This window comes from Companilactobacillus huachuanensis (assembly GCF_005404815.1).
In the GTDB taxonomy this organism is placed as follows: domain Bacteria; phylum Bacillota; class Bacilli; order Lactobacillales; family Lactobacillaceae; genus Companilactobacillus; species Companilactobacillus huachuanensis.
Genome location: NZ_BJDF01000023.1, coordinates 13405 through 30652, shown reverse-complemented (window position 1 = coordinate 30652; position 17248 = coordinate 13405). Strand labels below are relative to the sequence as shown.

Sequence of the window (17248 nt, the reverse complement as noted above, 5' to 3'; positions counted from 1 at the left end):
CAGGCGAATTCCAGAAATGGAACAATTAAAACGAGAAGTAGCAGCATGGTGTAGTGAACGTAATGCTAAAAATTTATCAATAGATTGGCAATTCACAACTGCAGATGCACGTATAAAATTACATTCACTTTATCCAAAACTTGAAGGTTGATTAAATATAAATATGAGAGCTACGCTCCACTAGTTGGAAGAGCTGAGAGTATTCATTTGCAGCGAAAGTGGCGTTAGTGCTTTAAATTACACCACCGGGCGCGTTGAAGACTCGCGGGTTTTGCGAGGCTTCAACCGAGGTTCGAGGCCGCTTTCTGGCTCGAGCCGTTCCGCGCGGCAATTGAATACTCTCAGCTCTGGAAACGGCAAGCTTAACTAACTTTTAAAAACAATACATAAAAACAATAAAAAGTCGCAGTTTGCGGCTTTTTATTTTGGATTATTAAGCATATGTAGCAGAACTATGAATCAGTTCATAACCATTCAAATTCAATGTCCCCAATAGATGATTGATAATTTTATCTGGATAAATGCTGTCGATCTTATAAGCCAAATAATACTTCGACTGATCGTCTGAAGCTATCCACCGTCCAATTTTGGTTAACTCTGGATAAGCTTTCGGATCAAAGTTAACTGAACGTCCAAAATCGATTGTAATGATTTCGCCTTCAAACCAACTGATATATTTAAGCGTTCCAGGTAATTTAGACATTTGCTACCATCCCTTTTACATATATATTTGAAACCGTTTTCTCCCGTCAAATATACCACCTTTTGAGAATTGTCTCCAGAGCTGAGAACATTAACTTGCTATGCGGATCAATTCGAGCCTAACAGACGGTCTCGAATTTCGATTTCACCAATTAATTCAACATACCAAAAAAGCCAGACACTCCAACAATGGAATCATCTGACTTATAACCATTTAAAATAAAAATTAAATTACATATAACCATTAAAACTGCCACCACCAAAAAAACAGCCGGAGATGACAAGTGATAGAGACCTGCTGTGCAAATGGAGTTAGGGATTTATCCCTTACTCCATCGACGTATTTTGAGATTTGCGGTTTTTGCAAAGCTCAAAATCGAGGTTCGAGACCGCACCTTGGCTCGAACCGGTCGCATAGCGGGCTCTATCACTTGTCATCTCCGGCGACAGTGAACCAAACACCAAACTAATTCATATACTTCTCTAGTTCCATACGGAATTTTGCTTCTGGTTGATAACCGACCATACGGCCTACAACATTACCATCTTTCTTGATGATAAATGTTGGAATTCCCTGAATACCAAAGTTGTTAGGTGTATCCGGATTATGGTCAACGTTCATTGAGGTGAACTTGATCTTGCCACCAAGTTCATCAGTTGATGATAGCTTCTCCAAAATTGGATTCATCATTTTACATGGAGGACACCAGTCAGCGTTAAAATCTGTAATAACTAGTCCCTTACTTGTCTCGTCATTGAATGTCTTATCTGAAATTTCTGTAATATTAGCCATCATTCAAATCTCCTTCTCATTTCTATGTAAAATAATATACCCCCTAGGGTAATTGAAAGCAAATATTTTGTTTATAAAGCCTTTTTAAGAAAAATAAATCAATTATTTGCTACCCGGTACCCGCATGGGTATAATTGGAACAATAAAGCAAATTTGGGAGGTAGAAATGTCTCAAACACCCGAAGAATCAGCGGCGGCATCAAAAAAAATCACCAGCCGTTTAAAACGTTCCCGTGGACAGCTCGATGCCGTCCTCAGAATGATGGATGATAATAAACCCTGTGATGACGTTTTGATGCAACTGTCAGCCGTAAAATCAAGCGTTGATAAGGCAATGAAGCTAGTCATCGCCCAAAATATCCGTAAAAATACCGACTGCAAAGATGCAAAGCAATTGGAAGATTTGCAAAAATCATTAGATCTAATGTTAAAAACAAAGTAGCAAGTTAAATGGGATTTTGGTTATATGCAAATCACAAAAAATGAGTTGTATCACACTTAAGGAATCAAATAATTAGGTGTAATACAGCTCATTTTTATTTTAATATCTAAAGGTTGAAAGTTTGATGAGTTATGCCGTTTCCAGAGCTGAAAGTATTCATATGCTGCGCGGTACGATTCGAGCCAAAAGGCGGTCTCGAATCTCGGTTGAAGCCTTACCAAAAAACGGTAAGTCTCCAACACGCCCGGTGGTGTAAGAGTAAAGCTCTAACGCCACTTTCGCGGCAAATGAATACTTTCAGTTCTTCCAACTAGTTTTTTAATAATACGAATGTCTGATTGTTATCTTTTGCTATTTAAATAAATTGATAAATAAATTTCATTTAGGACTATCAGAGCACTATTTATATCACTTTTTCACCTTTCAACCTTCAGTTAATATTTAATAATCTACGCAAAAGCTTTAAAAATAATTGTTGAAATACGCATGGTGCGAGTTGATAATTTGTCACAAATATTCGCATCAATAATGTTTTGGAATTTAAAATATGATGGATATAAAACCAATCGAATATTTTTATATTGCGATATTTTTATATTCAATTAATAACGATTATTTAGTCGGAAGAGCTGGGAAATATTTGTGTGCCGTGGAAGTGTTGTTATGGCTTTAGCCATTACAACACCGGACGTGTTTGGAGACTTGACGAACTATGTCAAGGCTTCAAACCGAGGTTCGAGACCGTCTCTCAGGCTCGGACCGGTCCGCACAGCTAGTGAATATTTCCCAGCTCTGTAGACGGGATATTTAACTAGCACCAGACAACTTAGGAAAGCTACTGAAGCGGAAATCAAAGCATCAATCCGACTGAATAGTGAATTGCCATAGTAATCAAACCGACAATAATATTTCTGATCATTGCAGTCTTTACAAGACCATCACCTAATTTGGCACTTAAATATCCTGTCAGAGCAACTGACAAAGTAACTGCCAAAATTGTTCCGGGCCATTTAATAGCGGATGGCAATAATGTCATCGCAACTAGTGGGAAAATACCACCGGAAGCTGCTGAAACTAATGAAGAAAACGCGGCATCCCAAGGACTCATATAGTGTCCAAGTTGCAAGTCATACTTAACTCGAACAACTGTCCCCAAGGCGTCCTTTTTCATCAACTCTGATGCAATGTCATTAGCAGTCTTTTGTGTAACGCCACGTTCAACATAGTAGTTTGCTACAACCGACAACTCAGATTGATAGTCAGTCTTTATCAGCTCACGTTCTTTTTCAATTGCAGCTCTTTCAGTATCCTTTTGAGAGCTAACTGAAGCATATTCTCCAGAAGCCATTGAAAAAGCACATGCTAAGAGGTCAGATAGACCTGCGATAAAAATTACGAATTGATTGGTTGTTGCTACGGCAACTGAAAATAACACCCCGACAACTGTTAAAATACCATCGTTTGAGCCCAAAACACCAGCACGCAAGGTATTGGAACGTTCGGCCATAGTCTTCTTTTGCTTCTTTGGTTTAGAAATTGTCATAGATTTCATCATTCTCTCTCCCTTAATGTGCAAACAGTGAACCGATTGCATAAGTTACGAACATAGTTAACAGTCCAGAAACCACATTTCTAATAACTGCTTTCATTCGATTAGCTCCACCCAAAACTGCCGCTGTATAGCCAGTAATTGAAAGTGCGATAATAACAGCAATCACAGTCGCCATCATTTTAATATCTTGTGGAAACATGGTAATTGAAACAAGTGGCAAAATTGAACCAGTTGGGAAAGAAATCATTGAGGCCATAGCCGCTGCAATCGCACTAGTTTTCTCCTTAGGATTGAAACCATAACGTTCACGAACTGCTACATCCAATGGTTCGTCACTCAACATTTCCGAAGTAGCTTTAGTCGCTAATTCATTTGAAATTCCAGTTGCTTGGTACTTATCACGAATAAAACCGAATTCAGTGTCATAATTTCCATCTAATGCCGCTGACTCTTTTTCCAAGGCTCGTTTCTCAGTATCACGTTGGGTACTGACAGATACCCATTCCCCCATTGCCATTGAAATGGTTCCAGCTAGCATTCCGGCGATTCCCGCTAGAAAAATAGCATGACTATTACTCTGGGCACTAGCAACTCCGACAACGATTCCGGCAACAGAAACAATCCCATCATTGGCTCCCATAACACTGGCACGCATTACATTAATTTTTTCAGCTAAGCTTTGTTTTTTCTTTTCTTTGACCATAACGTTTCGCTCCTTAACCGTGCATTACTTTGGAATGGTTCTCATTTAGTAACGAATTCATAATAACTCTAGTTTTCAGTAAAGTAAACAAATAACCGTCTTTTATGAAAAAAGGTAGTTTCTTTGGAATTGTCGTACATTTAGTAATATAATTAACTTGTAATGATTCTTAGATAGAGAGGAAGATTGCTCATGGCTAGTAACGCTGTAATGGAAGAAACACTCCAAGTTCTAAAGGACCATAAGTTGCGAGTTACCCCACAACGGCATATTATCTTGGCCTATTTAGTTAGCCATCATAATCACCCTACTGTGGAGACGATTCGTGATGCCCTCGGCAAGGAATTGCCTAATATCGGGTCATCTACGATTTATAATACTCTGAACACTTTTGTTGACCATCATTTAGTCGTTGAATTGCAAAACGGTGACGGTAGTACTCACTATGATTACTTCGGCTCACCCCACTATCACGCCATTTGTACCAATTGTGGACGAATCGTAGACGTTACGTATCCTGGCTTTAGCGATACTGAGAAACGTCTTGAAGAAAAAACCGCTGAAATCTCTGGATACATGATTTCCGGAAATCACATGGAAGTCTACGGTCTTTGCCCAGAATGTCAAATCAAACTAGGTATTAAAAATGACTAATAGTATTTACTTCCTATGTAGCGGCAACTCTTGTCGTGGTCAAATTGCCAAAGGATACGCCAAAAAGTATCTACCAACTTGGAAAATCGAAAGTGCGGGCGTGCGCGCTGAAGATCTCGATCCCAAGGCCGTAAAAGTTATGGCAGATGATGGTATAGATATTTCACAACAGACATCTAAAAGAATTGATGATCTCTTTCTAAATCAAGCGACGGTTGTAGTTACTTTGAGTGGTGAAGCTCGTGATAAAAATATACTGCCATCCAGTGCTCGCTGGTTGCATTGGCCTATCGCTGACCCAATGCTGACACCTGGTACTGAAGGTGAAGTAACTCAAGCATATCGTGATGTCCGTGATGATATTAAGCAACATATCGTAGCATTAGCAAACTATATTAATAAACAGTAAGGACCGCCCATCAGAGCAGTCCTTATTTTTTTGCTCAGTTTTAAATGGTAAAACTTACTATTTACTTTTTTATGAGTTTAGTTTAGGGTTAAATAGTATTATTTATCATTAAGGAGAGAACACAATGAACTTCAAGAAACAAAAATCTTTAGGAATCATTCTAACCTTAGCAATTTTTGTATTAATAATTTCAGGATGCTCTAATAAAAAAGTTTCCGAATCTAAACAAAAAATCAACATCGTTACAACCACTGATTTTTATGCTGAAGTTGCCAAAAAGATTGTTGGTGATAAGGGAAACGTTACTTCTATTATTAATAATCCTGCCATTGACCCGCATGATTACGAACCTACAACTAGAGTCGCCCAATCTGTCAGCAAGGCCGATGTCACTGTAGCCAACGGTTTAGGTTATGACTCATGGATGAATAAGCTCCAGAAAAGCGGTACTGAAATCAAGATTGGTGAAAATGTCATGCATCAAAAAACCGGTGTTAATCCTCACCTTTGGTACAATCCCGAAACCATGCCTGATTATGCGAAATATTTAGCAGACCGCTTAGCTAAAAAGTATCCTCAAGATAAAGCTTATTTTGAACAAAACGCCCAAGAATACATAGCTTCACTCAAACCAGTTCAAAAAGAGTTGAGTCAGTTAAAAGATACTGTTAACAAGTTATCTAACAAAAATGTTTACGTTACTGAACCCGTTTTTGATTATTCCATTAAAACACTCGGACTAACTGTCACTAATCAAAAATTCGAACAGGCTATTGAAAATGGCACCGACCCTACTCCTGCTGTTATCAAGTCCATGCATCAAGGAATTGAAAATAAGAAAATTGCTTTTCTAGTTTTAAATACTCAGACTGACAGTAAAGTTGTCAATAATCTCGTCACTTTAGCAAAAAAAAATAACATTCCTGTTTTAAATGTCACGGAAACCTTACCAAAAGGTAAAACGTATCAACAATGGATGCTATCACAATATCAAGCTCTAAATAAGATTTTACAAGGTGAAATAAAACAATGATTGAAGCAAAGAATTTAACTAAAAGTTTCGGTAAACAATTAATTTTTAAAAATTTGAATTTTCGAATCAACAACGGTGAATTCATCAGTTTAATAGGCCCGAACGGATCCGGAAAAACAACACTGGTAAAAATTCTGATGGGCTTAGAATCAAAAACTAGTGGCACGTTGAATGTAGCAAAGCAAACCATTGGTTATGTGCCTCAATTTCGTAATATCGACCTCGATTATCCACTCAGCATTGAGCAATTTATCCGTTTAAATCTCAAATTCACTTTTAGTCCTAAGCAACGTCAACTGGATAACGAACTGATTACCACTATTATGGAAAAAACTCACCTGACTCAACTAAAAAATCGTCCACTAGGGTTAGCTTCAGGTGGTGAAAAACAGAAGGCTTACTTAGCTCAGGCGCTTTTGAATGAACCTAAAATTCTGATTCTTGACGAATCAACTGCCAGTTTGGATGTCGAAGTTAAAATGCAGCTGATGGATCTTGTTCAAGAGTTGAATCAAAAATATCAATTAACCGTTATTTTCATAACACACGATTATGAACTAACTAAAAAATATACAAAACGCGCATTACTTTTCAAAAATAAAACACTTGAAGAACTTGATGTCGCTGAAGTTTCTAAAAAAATGTTCGAGATGGAGGGTTAACTATGTTTGAATATGAATTTATGCAGCAGGCTTTTATTGCCAGTACCTTCATCGCTATCACCGCCGGATTGGTAGGTGTTTTCGTAGTTTCAAGAAACATGTCATTCTTATCACACACCCTATCAGAAATTGGATTTGCTGGAGCCGCATTTGGTATCCTTGTGGGTATTTCACCATTAGCTGGCATGATTCTTTTCACACTTGTCAGTTCGATTGCTGTCGGAAGTTTGAGTGGTGAAGCATCCAGAAGAGAGGCCTCAATCAGTGCTATATCGTCATTATTTATTGGATTAGGAATTCTCTTTCTATCGTTATCAGCTCAATCAAGCAGTTATGCAACAAATATCCTTTTCGGTAGTATCGTTGGAATCAGTGCCCCAGAAGTTAAACAACTGTTGATTCTGGCACTCTTCGTTATCTTCATCTTTTTGATATTTTATAAACCATTAGCATTTGATTCATTCGATCATTTAGGAGCTCAGGCTTCGGGTTTAAAGACGCGCTTATTGTCGATCATCTTTCTTATAACTTTGGCATTAAGCGTCAGTATTGGCGCTCAAATCGTTGGTTCATTGTTAGTCTTCGTCCTCTTAACACTGCCAGCTGCAACGGCAAAATATATCGTTCATTCTGTACCAAAGATGATTTTAGTTTCAGTGGGATTATCATTAGCCGGAGTTTGGATAGGACTTTACCTAGCTTTTATTACCAATTGGCCCGTGACATTCTTCATCTCAACCTTTGAAGTCTTAGCCTATTTTGGTGGTTTAAGTTATAAAAATTGGAAATTAACACATTAAACGCATTGTGGTAGTGGTAGCTTGCCGTCTCCAGAGCTGAGAAATATTCATTGGCTGTGCGACTGGCCCGAGCCTGGGAAGCGGTCTCGAGCCGTTCCGCGCAGCAATTGAATACTCTCAGTTCTGGAAATGGCATACTTAACTAAACTTTCAATTTTTATACTTCTGATTAATAGACCTGGTTAAATCTTCCAAACCAGCACGCGCCCTTGGATTATTCAGCACATAATCACCTGATTTGTCCTTGATCCAAAAACTATATTGTTCGTCATAAATTGGGCGTGAATTCTTCTTAGTTAATCCACTCTTCATCAATCCCACTGAGCATTTGTAATCATAAGTTTCGAATACGAAATTATAAATGTTATTCTAAAAATTCAACAAAAAAAGAGAAGTTATTTTGCACTTGAAATTTACTAAGTGCAAAATAACTTCTCTTTTTAGTTTCTAAATAATAAAGTTGAAAGTTTAGGTAAGTGTGCCGTTTTCAGGGTCAACTCGTACCCAAATTTAAGCATGGACCGGTGATTTCCTACCTATAATATTTATTTTCTTAACATTCTAACGCCAGTAATAACTGTTGCCACTAAACAAATAGCCAGTGAAACCATAAATGCCACATGCATACCTGAAATAAATAATTCCGGACGCGATGGTACATAAGAAGTAACTGTGTGACCTGCCGTATGACTCATTGAAGAGAACAAAACTGTTGTCGCTACTGAGATACCGATAATCATTCCTAATTCACGAGCTAGTGCATTGACTCCACCAGCAACTCCAAGATCTTTGACCTCAACCGAATTCATAACGATTGAATTATTTGGAGCTTGGAAAACACCATTACCAAATCCAACTAATCCGACAAAGAACATGAAAATCCACAATGGTGTCGATAATCCAACAAAAATGTAGCCGATTTGGCTGATTGAAATTAAAATCAAGCCGATAAACGTTAGTAATTCGGGGCCAATTTTATCTGAAATAGCACCGGCAATTGGCGCCACAACTACCTGAACAATTGGAAATGTCATCAAGGCATAGCCAGCATAATTAGCTGCTAAACCCCGAGCATTCTCAAGATAAAATGGCGATATAACATTAAAGAAAAAGTTTGCTACAAAAATTAAAAATGCACATAGAATACTGATCGTAAAATTAGCATTCCTGAAAATTCTTAAATCTAAAATTGGGATTTCAACATGTAATTCTGTCCGAATAAACCAAACGAATGCTACTAAAGCAACTGCAAACAATACTAAAACTGCTGGATAAGCAAACCCAATTTCTTGTCCTAAGAAAACTCCAGCGAATAATGTCACCATAACTAAAGCAAATAAAGTTGAACCAGTTTTATCAATTTTTTGCTTTGATAAAGTAATATCTTTAGGTAAAATTTTCATACCCAATAAAATGGCTATGATACCCACAGGCACATTCATCAGGAAGATATAACCCCATGGTAAGTGGGCCAAAATCAGTCCTCCGATACCAGGCCCAGCAATACTTCCCAAGGCGACGAATGAACCGATTGTTCCTAATGCCCGTCCACGTTCGCTGAATGGAAATACTTCAGTAATAATTCCGTTATTCGTACTCATAGTCATTGCAGCACCAATAGCTTGTAATGATCGAGCAGCCAACAAGAATATTAATCCCGAATTGAATCCACATAATAGTGAACCAATTGTAAATAAAATTGAACCAATTTTGAAAATCCGAATTTTACCGTAAGCATCTCCGAGTTTTCCAAATAACAATAATAATGCACAAATAACAATCAAATAAATAGAAACGACCCACTCTGATTGATTCATGGGAATTTTTAAATCTTTACTCATCACTGGCAAGGCAATATTGACGATACTTCCATCCAAAGTTGACATAAAAGTAAACATACAAACGGCAACCAAAATCAGCCAGCGGTGCTTTTGAATCTCTGGATCTTTAGCAAAGCTATCCATAAATTAAGCCTCTTTTCTTTCTTCTAAAAGTTCAGTAACCCAATCATATTGGGCTTTGGTACGCAAAATCTGCAATTGTTTGACCAATAATGCGTCAGAAATATCCTCTGGCACCATCCGTGGGTTAACCTTCAGTTCAGCCTCAAGATTTTTTAGCCGTTGCAGTTTTGTCCCCGTAAACTTTTGAAAATCTTCCAAAATAAAAACTTGTTGTTCTCGTTCTAACAAATGTAAGAAATGTACTTTCATTAAAAAGGTCAATTGAGACTGCTTATTGATTTGTGTTGTAGCCGTAGCTAATTCGTAGAAACGCTTTTTACCACTGACAGTTATCGTTGCTAACTTTTGAGGTCGGTTATTAGTTGTCTCTTCAAAGCTCAAGCTAATTTCTCCAGCCTGTTCTAGCTTATCTAACAAAGGATAAAGCGTTCCAAAACTAATTGACTGATCATCAGTAACAATATTGGTAAAAGCCTTTCTCAAGGCATAACCTGCCATCGGATGATCCATCAATTGACCTAAAATAAATAATTCGTACATTCTTGTCACCTATCTTTCGGTTTCTAAGTATATATCGTTTCGATATATTTAACAAGCGATTTTTGCAGAAAAAAAAGACATAATTTCAGTAAAATCAAAATTATGCCTTTGGCAAATTTAAGCCTTTAATTTTTTTGTACAGTCAGCACAGAGTCCATAAACCTCAATTGCGTGACCTTCAATCGTAAATCCCGGTAATTGATTAGCGAAGAACTCCATCGGACAAGCCTTTAGTTCCGTGACTTTCCCACAATTTTTACAGACAAAATGGTGATGATGACGATGTGTAAAATCACATTGATACTTCACCAAAGTCTTATCCTTTTCTTGATATTCAACCAATCCAATATCGGCAAATTCCTTTAAGTTCCGATAAATTGTATTATTACTCATCCCTGGATAAAGGGAACGCATATAGTTAGCAATATCATTGATTGAAACGTACTGAACTGTAAATTTTTTTAGAAAATCAATCAAATCGGTTCGTTGTTTAGTTATTTTATAATTATTTTGTTTAAGAATCTCAATTGCTTTTTCCATTCAGTATCACCCTTAACTGTTGTCTCAATTAATCATTCCGGATTATTTAATATATTTGCCAAATATTCATATTATTAAGGTAACCTCAAATGTAAATGAACTTTAGCCTAACGTTTTCGCTAATTAGTAGTATAGCATAATTAGTAATTTTTACGCTTTAGTTTGTTTTTTAGTTAGTATTAAGGTCTGTTTACTATTATAATGACTAAAAGATTTCAATTAAATATCAAATAAAAATACTCTAGCCAGATGTTACCAGCAATATATAACAGTGGATTATATTACTAACTGAAGGTGGAAAGATGAGAAATCAATATATCCATTGTTGTTACAAGCCTAGAGCTAATTCATTTAAATAAGCAGAAGTCTTAATTTTATTGTTCCGCTATTAAAAAATAAACTAGTTGGAAGAGCTGAGAGTATTCATTTGCAGCGAAAGTGGCGTTATTGCTTCAGCAATTACACCACCGGGCGTGTTGAAGACTCGCGGGTTTTGCGAGGCTTCAACCGAGGTTCGAGACCGCCCTTTGGCTCGGGCCGTTCCGCGCAGCAATTGAATACTCTCAGCTCTGGAAACGGCATAATGCATCAAACTTTCAACCTTTAGACTAAAAACTGAAGGTTGAAAAGCTTATATAACCATTATTGTTACAAGACTAGGGCTAATTTATTTAAATACTCAGAAATCTTCGCTTTATTGTGCCTGCCATAAAAAAATAAACTAGTTGGAAGAGCTGAGAGTATTCATTTGCAGCGAAAGTGGCGTTATTGCTTCAGCAATTACACCACCGGGCGCGTTGAAGACTCGCGGGTTTTGCGAGGCTTCAACCGAGGTTCGAGACCGCCCTTTGGCTCGGGCCGTTCCGCGCAGCAATTGGATACTCTCAGCTCTGGAAACGGCATACGGCATACTTAAATAAACTTTCAACCTTCAGTACTAACAATAAATTATCGGGAGATTTGTTAATGAAAAATACAATTTTAATTGTTGAAGATGAACGTAGTCTTTCCAGTTACGTCAGTAAAGAACTGCAATTTGAGGACTTTGATGTCATTATTGCAAATGATGGTGTTGAAGCAATGGAACTTTATGAAAAACATCAGAATGAATTACTACTAATTTTACTCGACTGGATGTTGCCGAAATTGGATGGTATGGAGGTCCTCCGTCGAATTCGTAAACATGATCAAGTCCCAGTAATCGTTATGACTGCCCGTGATTATATCGGTGATAAGGTTGCTGGTCTCGACAATGGTGCCGATGATTATATTACAAAGCCCTTTGAAATTGAGGAACTCTTGGCACGGGTCCGAGTTATTCAAAGACGAGCTGAGAATTTGTCTGAACCAGATCAAACTTATCAAATTGCTGATTTAATTCTGAATACTAAATCACATCAAGTTACTCGCAACGACGAAAATGTTCAGTTAACTCGTCGAGAATATGACCTACTGTTATTCTTCCTTCAACACGTTGGACAAGTTTTTACACGCGATGAATTGCTCGACAATGTCTGGGGTGAAGATTTTCTTGGACAACAAAATGTGGTCGATGTTTACGTTGGTTATTTACGAAATAAGGTCGATGGTAAAAATAATCAGGCTTTGATTCAAACTATTCGTGGCGTTGGCTATTCAATTGAGGATGTAGCAGAATGACGGATGCTAAAAAATCCCCATCCTATCAGGAATTAATCAACAGTGCCATTCGCAAGCTTGTTATCATCATCACACTATCAATTAGTGCAATAATTTTAGTTGTTGTCGGAATTCAACAGTATTCTCAAACCGTCCACGAAGCCAACGGTCAAATGATGAGTCTTTACCGTTCAAATATTGATGATATTCCCGGATTTATTCAATGGAGCAATCAGAATAATCGACACACTAAACAAGGTACAGTCATTCGAGTTAAAACTAATAAATCGTCAATCACTGCGGCTTCCAACCGAACTGGTCAAGAAATCATGACAACTACCGCTTCTAAGAAATTTATCAATCAACGAAAAATTTTGATTTTACCTGGTCAACATATCGTTTATGTTCAAGGCTATGGTTTCTTTCTCTTTTATACGAGAAAGGATGCCGATACGACCTATCAATTGTGGACAAGTTTGAGTCGTTTGATCAATAGTCTTCTATTATTATTGATAATCATCAGTATTATCGTTTTTGTTACACTAGGATTTGGAACTTGGTGGGCACAACAACTGGCTGCCAAGTTAAGTGCCCCCACTATTGATTTGGTTAAAGAAACTCGCAGTACTATCAAGGATCCGGACGCTGATCAGCCTAGTTTGACAGTCCCTGATAGTCCTCAAGAAATTAAGGAACTAGGTAATGCTTTCAACGAGTTACTGGACGCTCAAAATCAACGATTGCAACATGAAAAAGACTTCGTTTCCAACGCTTCACATGAATTGAAAACGCCAATTGCTGCCATTCGTGGTAATATCAATCTCATCAAACGCCATGGTGACAAACATCCCGACGTTATCCCTGAATCATTGGGATTTATTGATGAAGAGTCCCTCCGCATGCAAAATTTAATCACTAACCTCTTACACTTATCTCGTGCCGATCGGGCCGACTTAGTTTTGAAAAAGGTTAATCTATCCGAAATTGCCGAGCAAATTGGTAACCAGTATAAAAAAACTTTGGCACACAAGTTGAAGCTGAATATTACACCTGGTCTAAATATTTCAGGTAATACTGACACATTGAAACAAATTATCGTCGCATTATTGGACAACGCCAACAAATATTCACCTGAAGAAACGGCGATTACACTAGCTTTGGAAAAATCCCATGGCAAAGTGAAATTATCAGTTAAAGATTTGGGTGTGGGAATTCCGGATGATCAAAAGAAGTTGATTTTCCAACGCTTTTATCGAGTTGACACTTCCCACTCTACTGAAATTAAAGGTAGCGGTTTAGGATTATCAATCGTTTCCCAACTGATTAAGATCAACAATGGTGACATTGTGGTTTTGGATAATCAACCCAAAGGTTCTATTTTTGAAATTAGCTTTGATGAAGTCTGATTCTTATTGAGTCGGGCTTTTTTGCTTATTCAAAATTTCTTTATATAACTTGTAGTGCTTGTTAAATATGCCGTCTACAGGGCTGGGAAATATTCACTTGCTGTGCGGAACAATCCGAGCCAAAATGCAGTCTCGGATTTAACACACGAATATTTCCCAGCCCTTCCGACTAATTAATCGTTTTTAAATTTTAAAATACAATGGAGCAAATATTGTAATAAATTATCAACTAGCACTATGCGTTATATATGATTTAACAATTAAAATGACTGAAGGTTGAAAGACGGCAGTAAACTAACTCAACCTACCAATCAACTCGTCCATTTGTTGTTTGATTTTTTTACCAATGTCTGTTTCAGCGACAAACTTGCGTTTAACTGACTGCTCAATAACACGTTTAGTTGAAACTACATCCTTCATCTCTTCAATTGCCTTGGAACGTGTTGTAAACGGCTCATGGGTTACCAACTGCAGTCCGTAAGAATTGGATAATAAAGTATAGCCACCGATTCCAGTCGTCTTGTGATAAGGCTTTGACATTCCACCATCTATTACAAAAATTTTACCATTGGCTTTAATTGGTGAAGTTCCTGCTTTGACTGGTGTATGACCATTGATTATGTGCCCCTCGTCAATATCCAGTCCAAATTCTTGCAACAACTGATCCGCAAACCATTCCTCTTTTCGCAATGAATAATACGGGTTCAACTTTTCCACTCGTAACTCATTATCATTGATAAAATATCGTTCAAACGTAGTCATTTTGTCCTTACCAAACAATGGCGACATTTTTCCAGTCCACAAATACCAAATAATATCGGTATTGAAAGAATCTTCAGCAGTTGGATTTTGCAAAGCTTGTCGAATCATCTGGTCAAAATAATCAAACAATTGCCTACCTGCATAGGATTTACCATTAATGACCAAGTCTTGTAACTGACCATTTTTATCGACCGGAATACAGCCATGCAACAATAAATTACCATTATATTTGAGATACATTGAACCATTATCGACTAGATATTTAATATGCTTATTTAATTTCTGAGAATTAATAAATTGTTGAATCAAATCATCAATCACGGCCGCTTCTTCTGGAGTTAAAGCATACGGATCATCAATATCAACTAATTGAAAACAACCATCTTGTAATAGATACGATTTTCCATTCAAAATAATCGACTTTCTATCTGGAGACAACTTATCTAATAACAAACGATTTTCCATTTGGAAGTCTGGATTACGTTTTATGGCAGCCCCTTCCAACTTGAATTGCATAATGGCTGCTGCCTGTTGAACACAGTTATCTTGAATTTTATCCTCAACGGAAATGATTTCTCCAGTATCAGATTTTGGATTAAACGAATCTAAAGACTGATAATACTTGGTAGCTAACGCAATTACTGAATGCAAATCAATCCCATAAGAATCTTGCAAAATAGATAAATTATCATACCGTGCACAAATCCGCAGCAAATTTAGCATACACAATTTGGATCCAGCAACGCTTCCCATCCATAAAATATCGTGATTGCCCCACTGAAAATCAAAATTTTGCCAATGACGTGCCAGATGTTCAATAATGTAATCTGGATGTGGTCCACGGTCATAAATGTCACCAATAATATGGACGTGATCGACTACCAAACGTTGAATCGAGTGACATGTAGCAATAATAAAATCATCAGCCTCATGTAAACTAACAATACTCGTCATAATATCTTGATAATAATATTGCTTAGTTTCAGTATTCAAATCCGCATAAAGCAATTCTTCTGTAATATAAACGAACTCCGGAGCAATGGATTTTCTAACTTTTGAACGAGTATACTTATTGGCGGTATAACGCAAAACCTCAATTAGATTATTGAAAGTATCCATATACCACTGGTTTAATTCATCAGAATCATGCATACGTACCTTAGTTTTAGCCAATATTTCCGATGGATAGTAAATTAAAAAGGCCAGTTTTTTCTGACTAGCAGGAGTTAGTCGACCAGTGAATAATTCGGCTATTTTCTGTTTCGTATTACCTGATCCGTTCCGCATAATATGAGTGAATTCATCATATTCACCATGAACATCACTGACAAAAACTTCAGTACCCTTTGGCAGGCTTAAAATTGCTGATAAATTGATGATTTCTGATTTGATTTCATTTTGACTTGTGAACTTCTTTTTCATTTACCCATATAGACCTTTCTTTAAAAATAGAGATTACAGCTCATTATGTAGCACATAGTTAAAACTATACCATTTATAAAATTTCATGTAAACGGTCCCATCTGTATCTGTGATATGCTTATTCCGTTAAATTTTTCTATTATCATATAATAACTGGAGGTAATCTTTTGAACGCATTAGTACTCGACAACAATAATCAAACCCATATTTCAGACATAACTCTTAAAGATATGCCAATTCCCGAACTAAACAACAATGAAATTCTAATCAAAGTCCACGCCTTAGGTCTTAATCCGGTTGACTTTAAATTGATTCAGGAGCATGACTCTAACTGGACATACCCTCACATCTTAGGACTAGATGCTGCTGGTGAAATTGTAAAAATCAAGGGAATCAACAATCGCAATTTCCAAATTGGTGACCGTGTCTTTTTTCACAATGATTTAACAAAACAAGGGGTATTCGCTGAATATGCCAAGGCTAAAGCAAACATAGTTGCTCATATTCCTGATAATGTGAGCTATGAATCAGCCGCAGCAGTCCTATGCAGTGGACTAACAGCCTATGCAGCTATCCATCGCAAAATGAATCTTATTGGCAAAAAAACAATTTTAATCCATGCAGGTGCCGGTGGAGTCGGTACAATTGCCATTCAATTAGCAAAATTAGCGGGGCTAGAAGTAATCACAACTGTATCTGAACAGAAAAAAAACATCGCTCAAAAGTTAGGTGCAGACCACATTATTGATTATCGCCACGAAAATATCGATCAACGGATCGCCGAAATCACTGACAATAACGGAGTCGACATCATTATTAATGACATTGGCAATAGTAAAGCTGACTTGTCTCGACTTGCATATAACGGTGCCCTAATTTGCATTTTGGAAACACCATTAACTAGCTACAATCTTTCGGCTAAGGGACAAAGTGTAATGGGACTAAACCTCGGTGGCGTTCATCAATCAAACTATGATAATCAACTCAACGATTTGGCAATCATGGCCGAAAGCTTAGCAAAGCTACTTTCAGAGAAAAAATTAGATCCAGTTATTTCTGAAGTTATAGATTTCGAAGATATCGGTAAAGGATTAGAAAAATTATCCGAACGTAAAACAATTGGAAAAATAGTAGCTACTATTTAAAGCTTTCAATCATCACACTTGGTGGTTGAGGGCTTTTTGCTTTTTTTGTTGTCCTCGTCTACTACCTAACAGCCAAATGTA

General features: G+C 37.2%; 18 protein-coding genes and 1 pseudogene. 10 read left to right on the top strand and 9 right to left on the bottom strand.

The window, feature by feature from the left end:
* Window positions 1-151: pseudogene (locus tag FFM71_RS13675) on the top strand (IS630 family transposase); the annotation flags it as partial.
* A 282-nt stretch (window positions 152-433) separates the two neighbouring features.
* On the opposite strand, the gene FFM71_RS11535 reads toward FFM71_RS13675, so the two are convergent.
* Both FFM71_RS11535 and FFM71_RS11530 read right to left on the bottom strand, forming a co-directional pair.
* A complete protein-coding gene (locus tag FFM71_RS11535) occupies window positions 434-703 on the bottom strand; it encodes a hypothetical protein (protein ID WP_137612301.1) in 270 nt (89 codons plus the stop codon).
* A 465-nt stretch (window positions 704-1168) separates the two neighbouring features.
* Window positions 1169-1498 (bottom strand): thioredoxin family protein, encoded by a 330-nt coding sequence (locus FFM71_RS11530; protein WP_171000564.1) that lies wholly within the window; start codon window positions 1496-1498, stop codon window positions 1169-1171.
* 163 nt (window positions 1499-1661) lie between these two features.
* Between FFM71_RS11530 and FFM71_RS11525 the strand changes: the two genes are divergently transcribed.
* The gene (locus tag FFM71_RS11525) at window positions 1662-1937 is read left to right on the top strand and encodes a metal-sensing transcriptional repressor (RefSeq protein WP_137612300.1); all 276 of its coding nucleotides are present in this window, start codon (window positions 1662-1664) and stop codon (window positions 1935-1937) included.
* A gap of 850 nt (window positions 1938-2787) precedes the next feature.
* On the opposite strand, the gene FFM71_RS11520 is transcribed toward FFM71_RS11525, so the two are convergent.
* Window positions 2788-3492 carry a VIT1/CCC1 transporter family protein gene (locus FFM71_RS11520; protein ID WP_373278805.1) on the bottom strand — a complete coding sequence of 235 codons (705 nt, stop codon included), beginning with the start codon at window positions 3490-3492 and terminating at the stop codon, window positions 2788-2790.
* Window positions 3493-3502: 10 nt separating this feature from the next.
* Window positions 3503-4192 (bottom strand): VIT1/CCC1 transporter family protein, encoded by a 690-nt coding sequence (locus FFM71_RS11515; RefSeq protein WP_137612299.1) that lies wholly within the window; start codon window positions 4190-4192, stop codon window positions 3503-3505.
* A gap of 192 nt (window positions 4193-4384) precedes the next feature.
* Between FFM71_RS11515 and FFM71_RS11510 the strand changes: the two genes are divergently transcribed.
* From FFM71_RS11510 to FFM71_RS11490, 5 genes are all read left to right on the top strand, one after another.
* Window positions 4385-4846 (top strand): Fur family transcriptional regulator, encoded by a 462-nt coding sequence (locus FFM71_RS11510; RefSeq protein ID WP_137612298.1) that lies wholly within the window; start codon window positions 4385-4387, stop codon window positions 4844-4846.
* Window positions 4839-5255: an arsenate reductase/protein-tyrosine-phosphatase family protein gene (locus FFM71_RS11505; protein ID WP_137612297.1), complete on the top strand. Its 417-nt coding sequence runs from the start codon at window positions 4839-4841 to the stop codon at window positions 5253-5255. Before FFM71_RS11510 ends, FFM71_RS11505 begins: the two co-directional genes overlap by 8 nt.
* 124 nt (window positions 5256-5379) lie before the next feature.
* Window positions 5380-6288 carry a metal ABC transporter solute-binding protein gene (locus FFM71_RS11500; protein ID WP_137612296.1) on the top strand — a complete coding sequence of 303 codons (909 nt, stop codon included), beginning with the start codon at window positions 5380-5382 and terminating at the stop codon, window positions 6286-6288.
* A complete protein-coding gene (locus tag FFM71_RS11495) occupies window positions 6285-6950 on the top strand; it encodes an ATP-binding cassette domain-containing protein (protein WP_137612295.1) in 666 nt (221 codons plus the stop codon). Before FFM71_RS11500 ends, FFM71_RS11495 begins: the two co-directional genes overlap by 4 nt.
* Window positions 6951-6952: 2 nt before the next feature.
* Window positions 6953-7750 (top strand): metal ABC transporter permease, encoded by a 798-nt coding sequence (locus tag FFM71_RS11490; RefSeq protein WP_137612294.1) that lies wholly within the window; start codon window positions 6953-6955, stop codon window positions 7748-7750.
* A 150-nt stretch (window positions 7751-7900) separates the two neighbouring features.
* Here FFM71_RS11490 and FFM71_RS13475 read toward each other — a convergent pair whose 3' ends face one another.
* The 4 genes from FFM71_RS13475 to FFM71_RS11475 all read right to left on the bottom strand — a co-directional run bounded on the left by FFM71_RS13475 (window position 7901) and on the right by FFM71_RS11475 (window position 10794).
* Window positions 7901-8062 carry a hypothetical protein gene (locus FFM71_RS13475; protein WP_171000563.1) on the bottom strand — a complete coding sequence of 54 codons (162 nt, stop codon included), beginning with the start codon at window positions 8060-8062 and terminating at the stop codon, window positions 7901-7903.
* A 233-nt stretch (window positions 8063-8295) separates the two neighbouring features.
* Window positions 8296-9714, bottom strand: a complete 1419-nt coding sequence (locus FFM71_RS11485; protein ID WP_137612293.1) for an MFS transporter — start codon at window positions 9712-9714, stop codon at window positions 8296-8298.
* Window positions 9715-9717: 3 nt separating this feature from the next.
* Complete coding sequence (locus tag FFM71_RS11480; RefSeq protein WP_137612292.1) at window positions 9718-10254, bottom strand: PadR family transcriptional regulator; 537 nt, start codon at window positions 10252-10254, stop codon at window positions 9718-9720.
* 117 nt (window positions 10255-10371) lie between these two features.
* The gene (locus FFM71_RS11475) at window positions 10372-10794 is read right to left on the bottom strand and encodes a Fur family transcriptional regulator (protein ID WP_137612291.1); all 423 of its coding nucleotides are present in this window, start codon (window positions 10792-10794) and stop codon (window positions 10372-10374) included.
* A 966-nt stretch (window positions 10795-11760) separates the two neighbouring features.
* Here FFM71_RS11475 and FFM71_RS11470 point away from each other — a divergent pair.
* Window positions 11761-12453: a response regulator transcription factor gene (locus tag FFM71_RS11470; protein WP_137612290.1), complete on the top strand. Its 693-nt coding sequence runs from the start codon at window positions 11761-11763 to the stop codon at window positions 12451-12453.
* Complete coding sequence (locus tag FFM71_RS11465) at window positions 12450-13838, top strand: sensor histidine kinase (protein ID WP_137612289.1); 1389 nt, start codon at window positions 12450-12452, stop codon at window positions 13836-13838. The genes FFM71_RS11470 and FFM71_RS11465 overlap by 4 nt, the downstream gene beginning before the upstream one ends.
* A 294-nt stretch (window positions 13839-14132) precedes the next feature.
* Here FFM71_RS11465 and FFM71_RS11460 read toward each other — a convergent pair whose 3' ends face one another.
* Complete coding sequence (locus FFM71_RS11460; protein ID WP_137612288.1) at window positions 14133-16022, bottom strand: fructose-1,6-bisphosphatase; 1890 nt, start codon at window positions 16020-16022, stop codon at window positions 14133-14135.
* A 167-nt stretch (window positions 16023-16189) separates the two neighbouring features.
* On the opposite strand from FFM71_RS11460, the gene FFM71_RS11455 reads away from it, so the two are divergent.
* Window positions 16190-17167 (top strand): zinc-binding dehydrogenase, encoded by a 978-nt coding sequence (locus FFM71_RS11455; protein ID WP_223876539.1) that lies wholly within the window; start codon window positions 16190-16192, stop codon window positions 17165-17167.
* Window positions 17168-17248 lie beyond the last annotated feature (81 nt).

Bases quoted from the DNA above. Each gene is read 5' to 3' on its own strand.
- FFM71_RS11535 (WP_137612301.1), bottom strand. From the start codon at position 703: ATGTCTAAATTACCTGGAACGCTTAAATATATCAGTTGGTTTGAAGGC.
- FFM71_RS11530 (WP_171000564.1), bottom strand. From the start codon at position 1,498: ATGATGGCTAATATTACAGAAATTTCAGATAAGACATTCAATGACGAG.
- FFM71_RS11525 (WP_137612300.1), top strand. From the start codon at position 1,662: ATGTCTCAAACACCCGAAGAATCAGCGGCGGCATCAAAAAAAATCACC.
- FFM71_RS11520 (WP_373278805.1), bottom strand. From the start codon at position 3,492: ATGATGAAATCTATGACAATTTCTAAACCAAAGAAGCAAAAGAAGACT.
- FFM71_RS11515 (WP_137612299.1), bottom strand. From the start codon at position 4,192: ATGGTCAAAGAAAAGAAAAAACAAAGCTTAGCTGAAAAAATTAATGTA.
- FFM71_RS11510 (WP_137612298.1), top strand. From the start codon at position 4,385: ATGGCTAGTAACGCTGTAATGGAAGAAACACTCCAAGTTCTAAAGGAC.
- FFM71_RS11505 (WP_137612297.1), top strand. From the start codon at position 4,839: ATGACTAATAGTATTTACTTCCTATGTAGCGGCAACTCTTGTCGTGGT.
- FFM71_RS11500 (WP_137612296.1), top strand. From the start codon at position 5,380: ATGAACTTCAAGAAACAAAAATCTTTAGGAATCATTCTAACCTTAGCA.
- FFM71_RS11495 (WP_137612295.1), top strand. From the start codon at position 6,285: ATGATTGAAGCAAAGAATTTAACTAAAAGTTTCGGTAAACAATTAATT.
- FFM71_RS11490 (WP_137612294.1), top strand. From the start codon at position 6,953: ATGTTTGAATATGAATTTATGCAGCAGGCTTTTATTGCCAGTACCTTC.
- FFM71_RS13475 (WP_171000563.1), bottom strand. From the start codon at position 8,062: ATGAAGAGTGGATTAACTAAGAAGAATTCACGCCCAATTTATGACGAA.
- FFM71_RS11485 (WP_137612293.1), bottom strand. From the start codon at position 9,714: ATGGATAGCTTTGCTAAAGATCCAGAGATTCAAAAGCACCGCTGGCTG.
- FFM71_RS11480 (WP_137612292.1), bottom strand. From the start codon at position 10,254: ATGTACGAATTATTTATTTTAGGTCAATTGATGGATCATCCGATGGCA.
- FFM71_RS11475 (WP_137612291.1), bottom strand. From the start codon at position 10,794: ATGGAAAAAGCAATTGAGATTCTTAAACAAAATAATTATAAAATAACT.
- FFM71_RS11470 (WP_137612290.1), top strand. From the start codon at position 11,761: ATGAAAAATACAATTTTAATTGTTGAAGATGAACGTAGTCTTTCCAGT.
- FFM71_RS11465 (WP_137612289.1), top strand. From the start codon at position 12,450: ATGACGGATGCTAAAAAATCCCCATCCTATCAGGAATTAATCAACAGT.
- FFM71_RS11460 (WP_137612288.1), bottom strand. From the start codon at position 16,022: ATGAAAAAGAAGTTCACAAGTCAAAATGAAATCAAATCAGAAATCATC.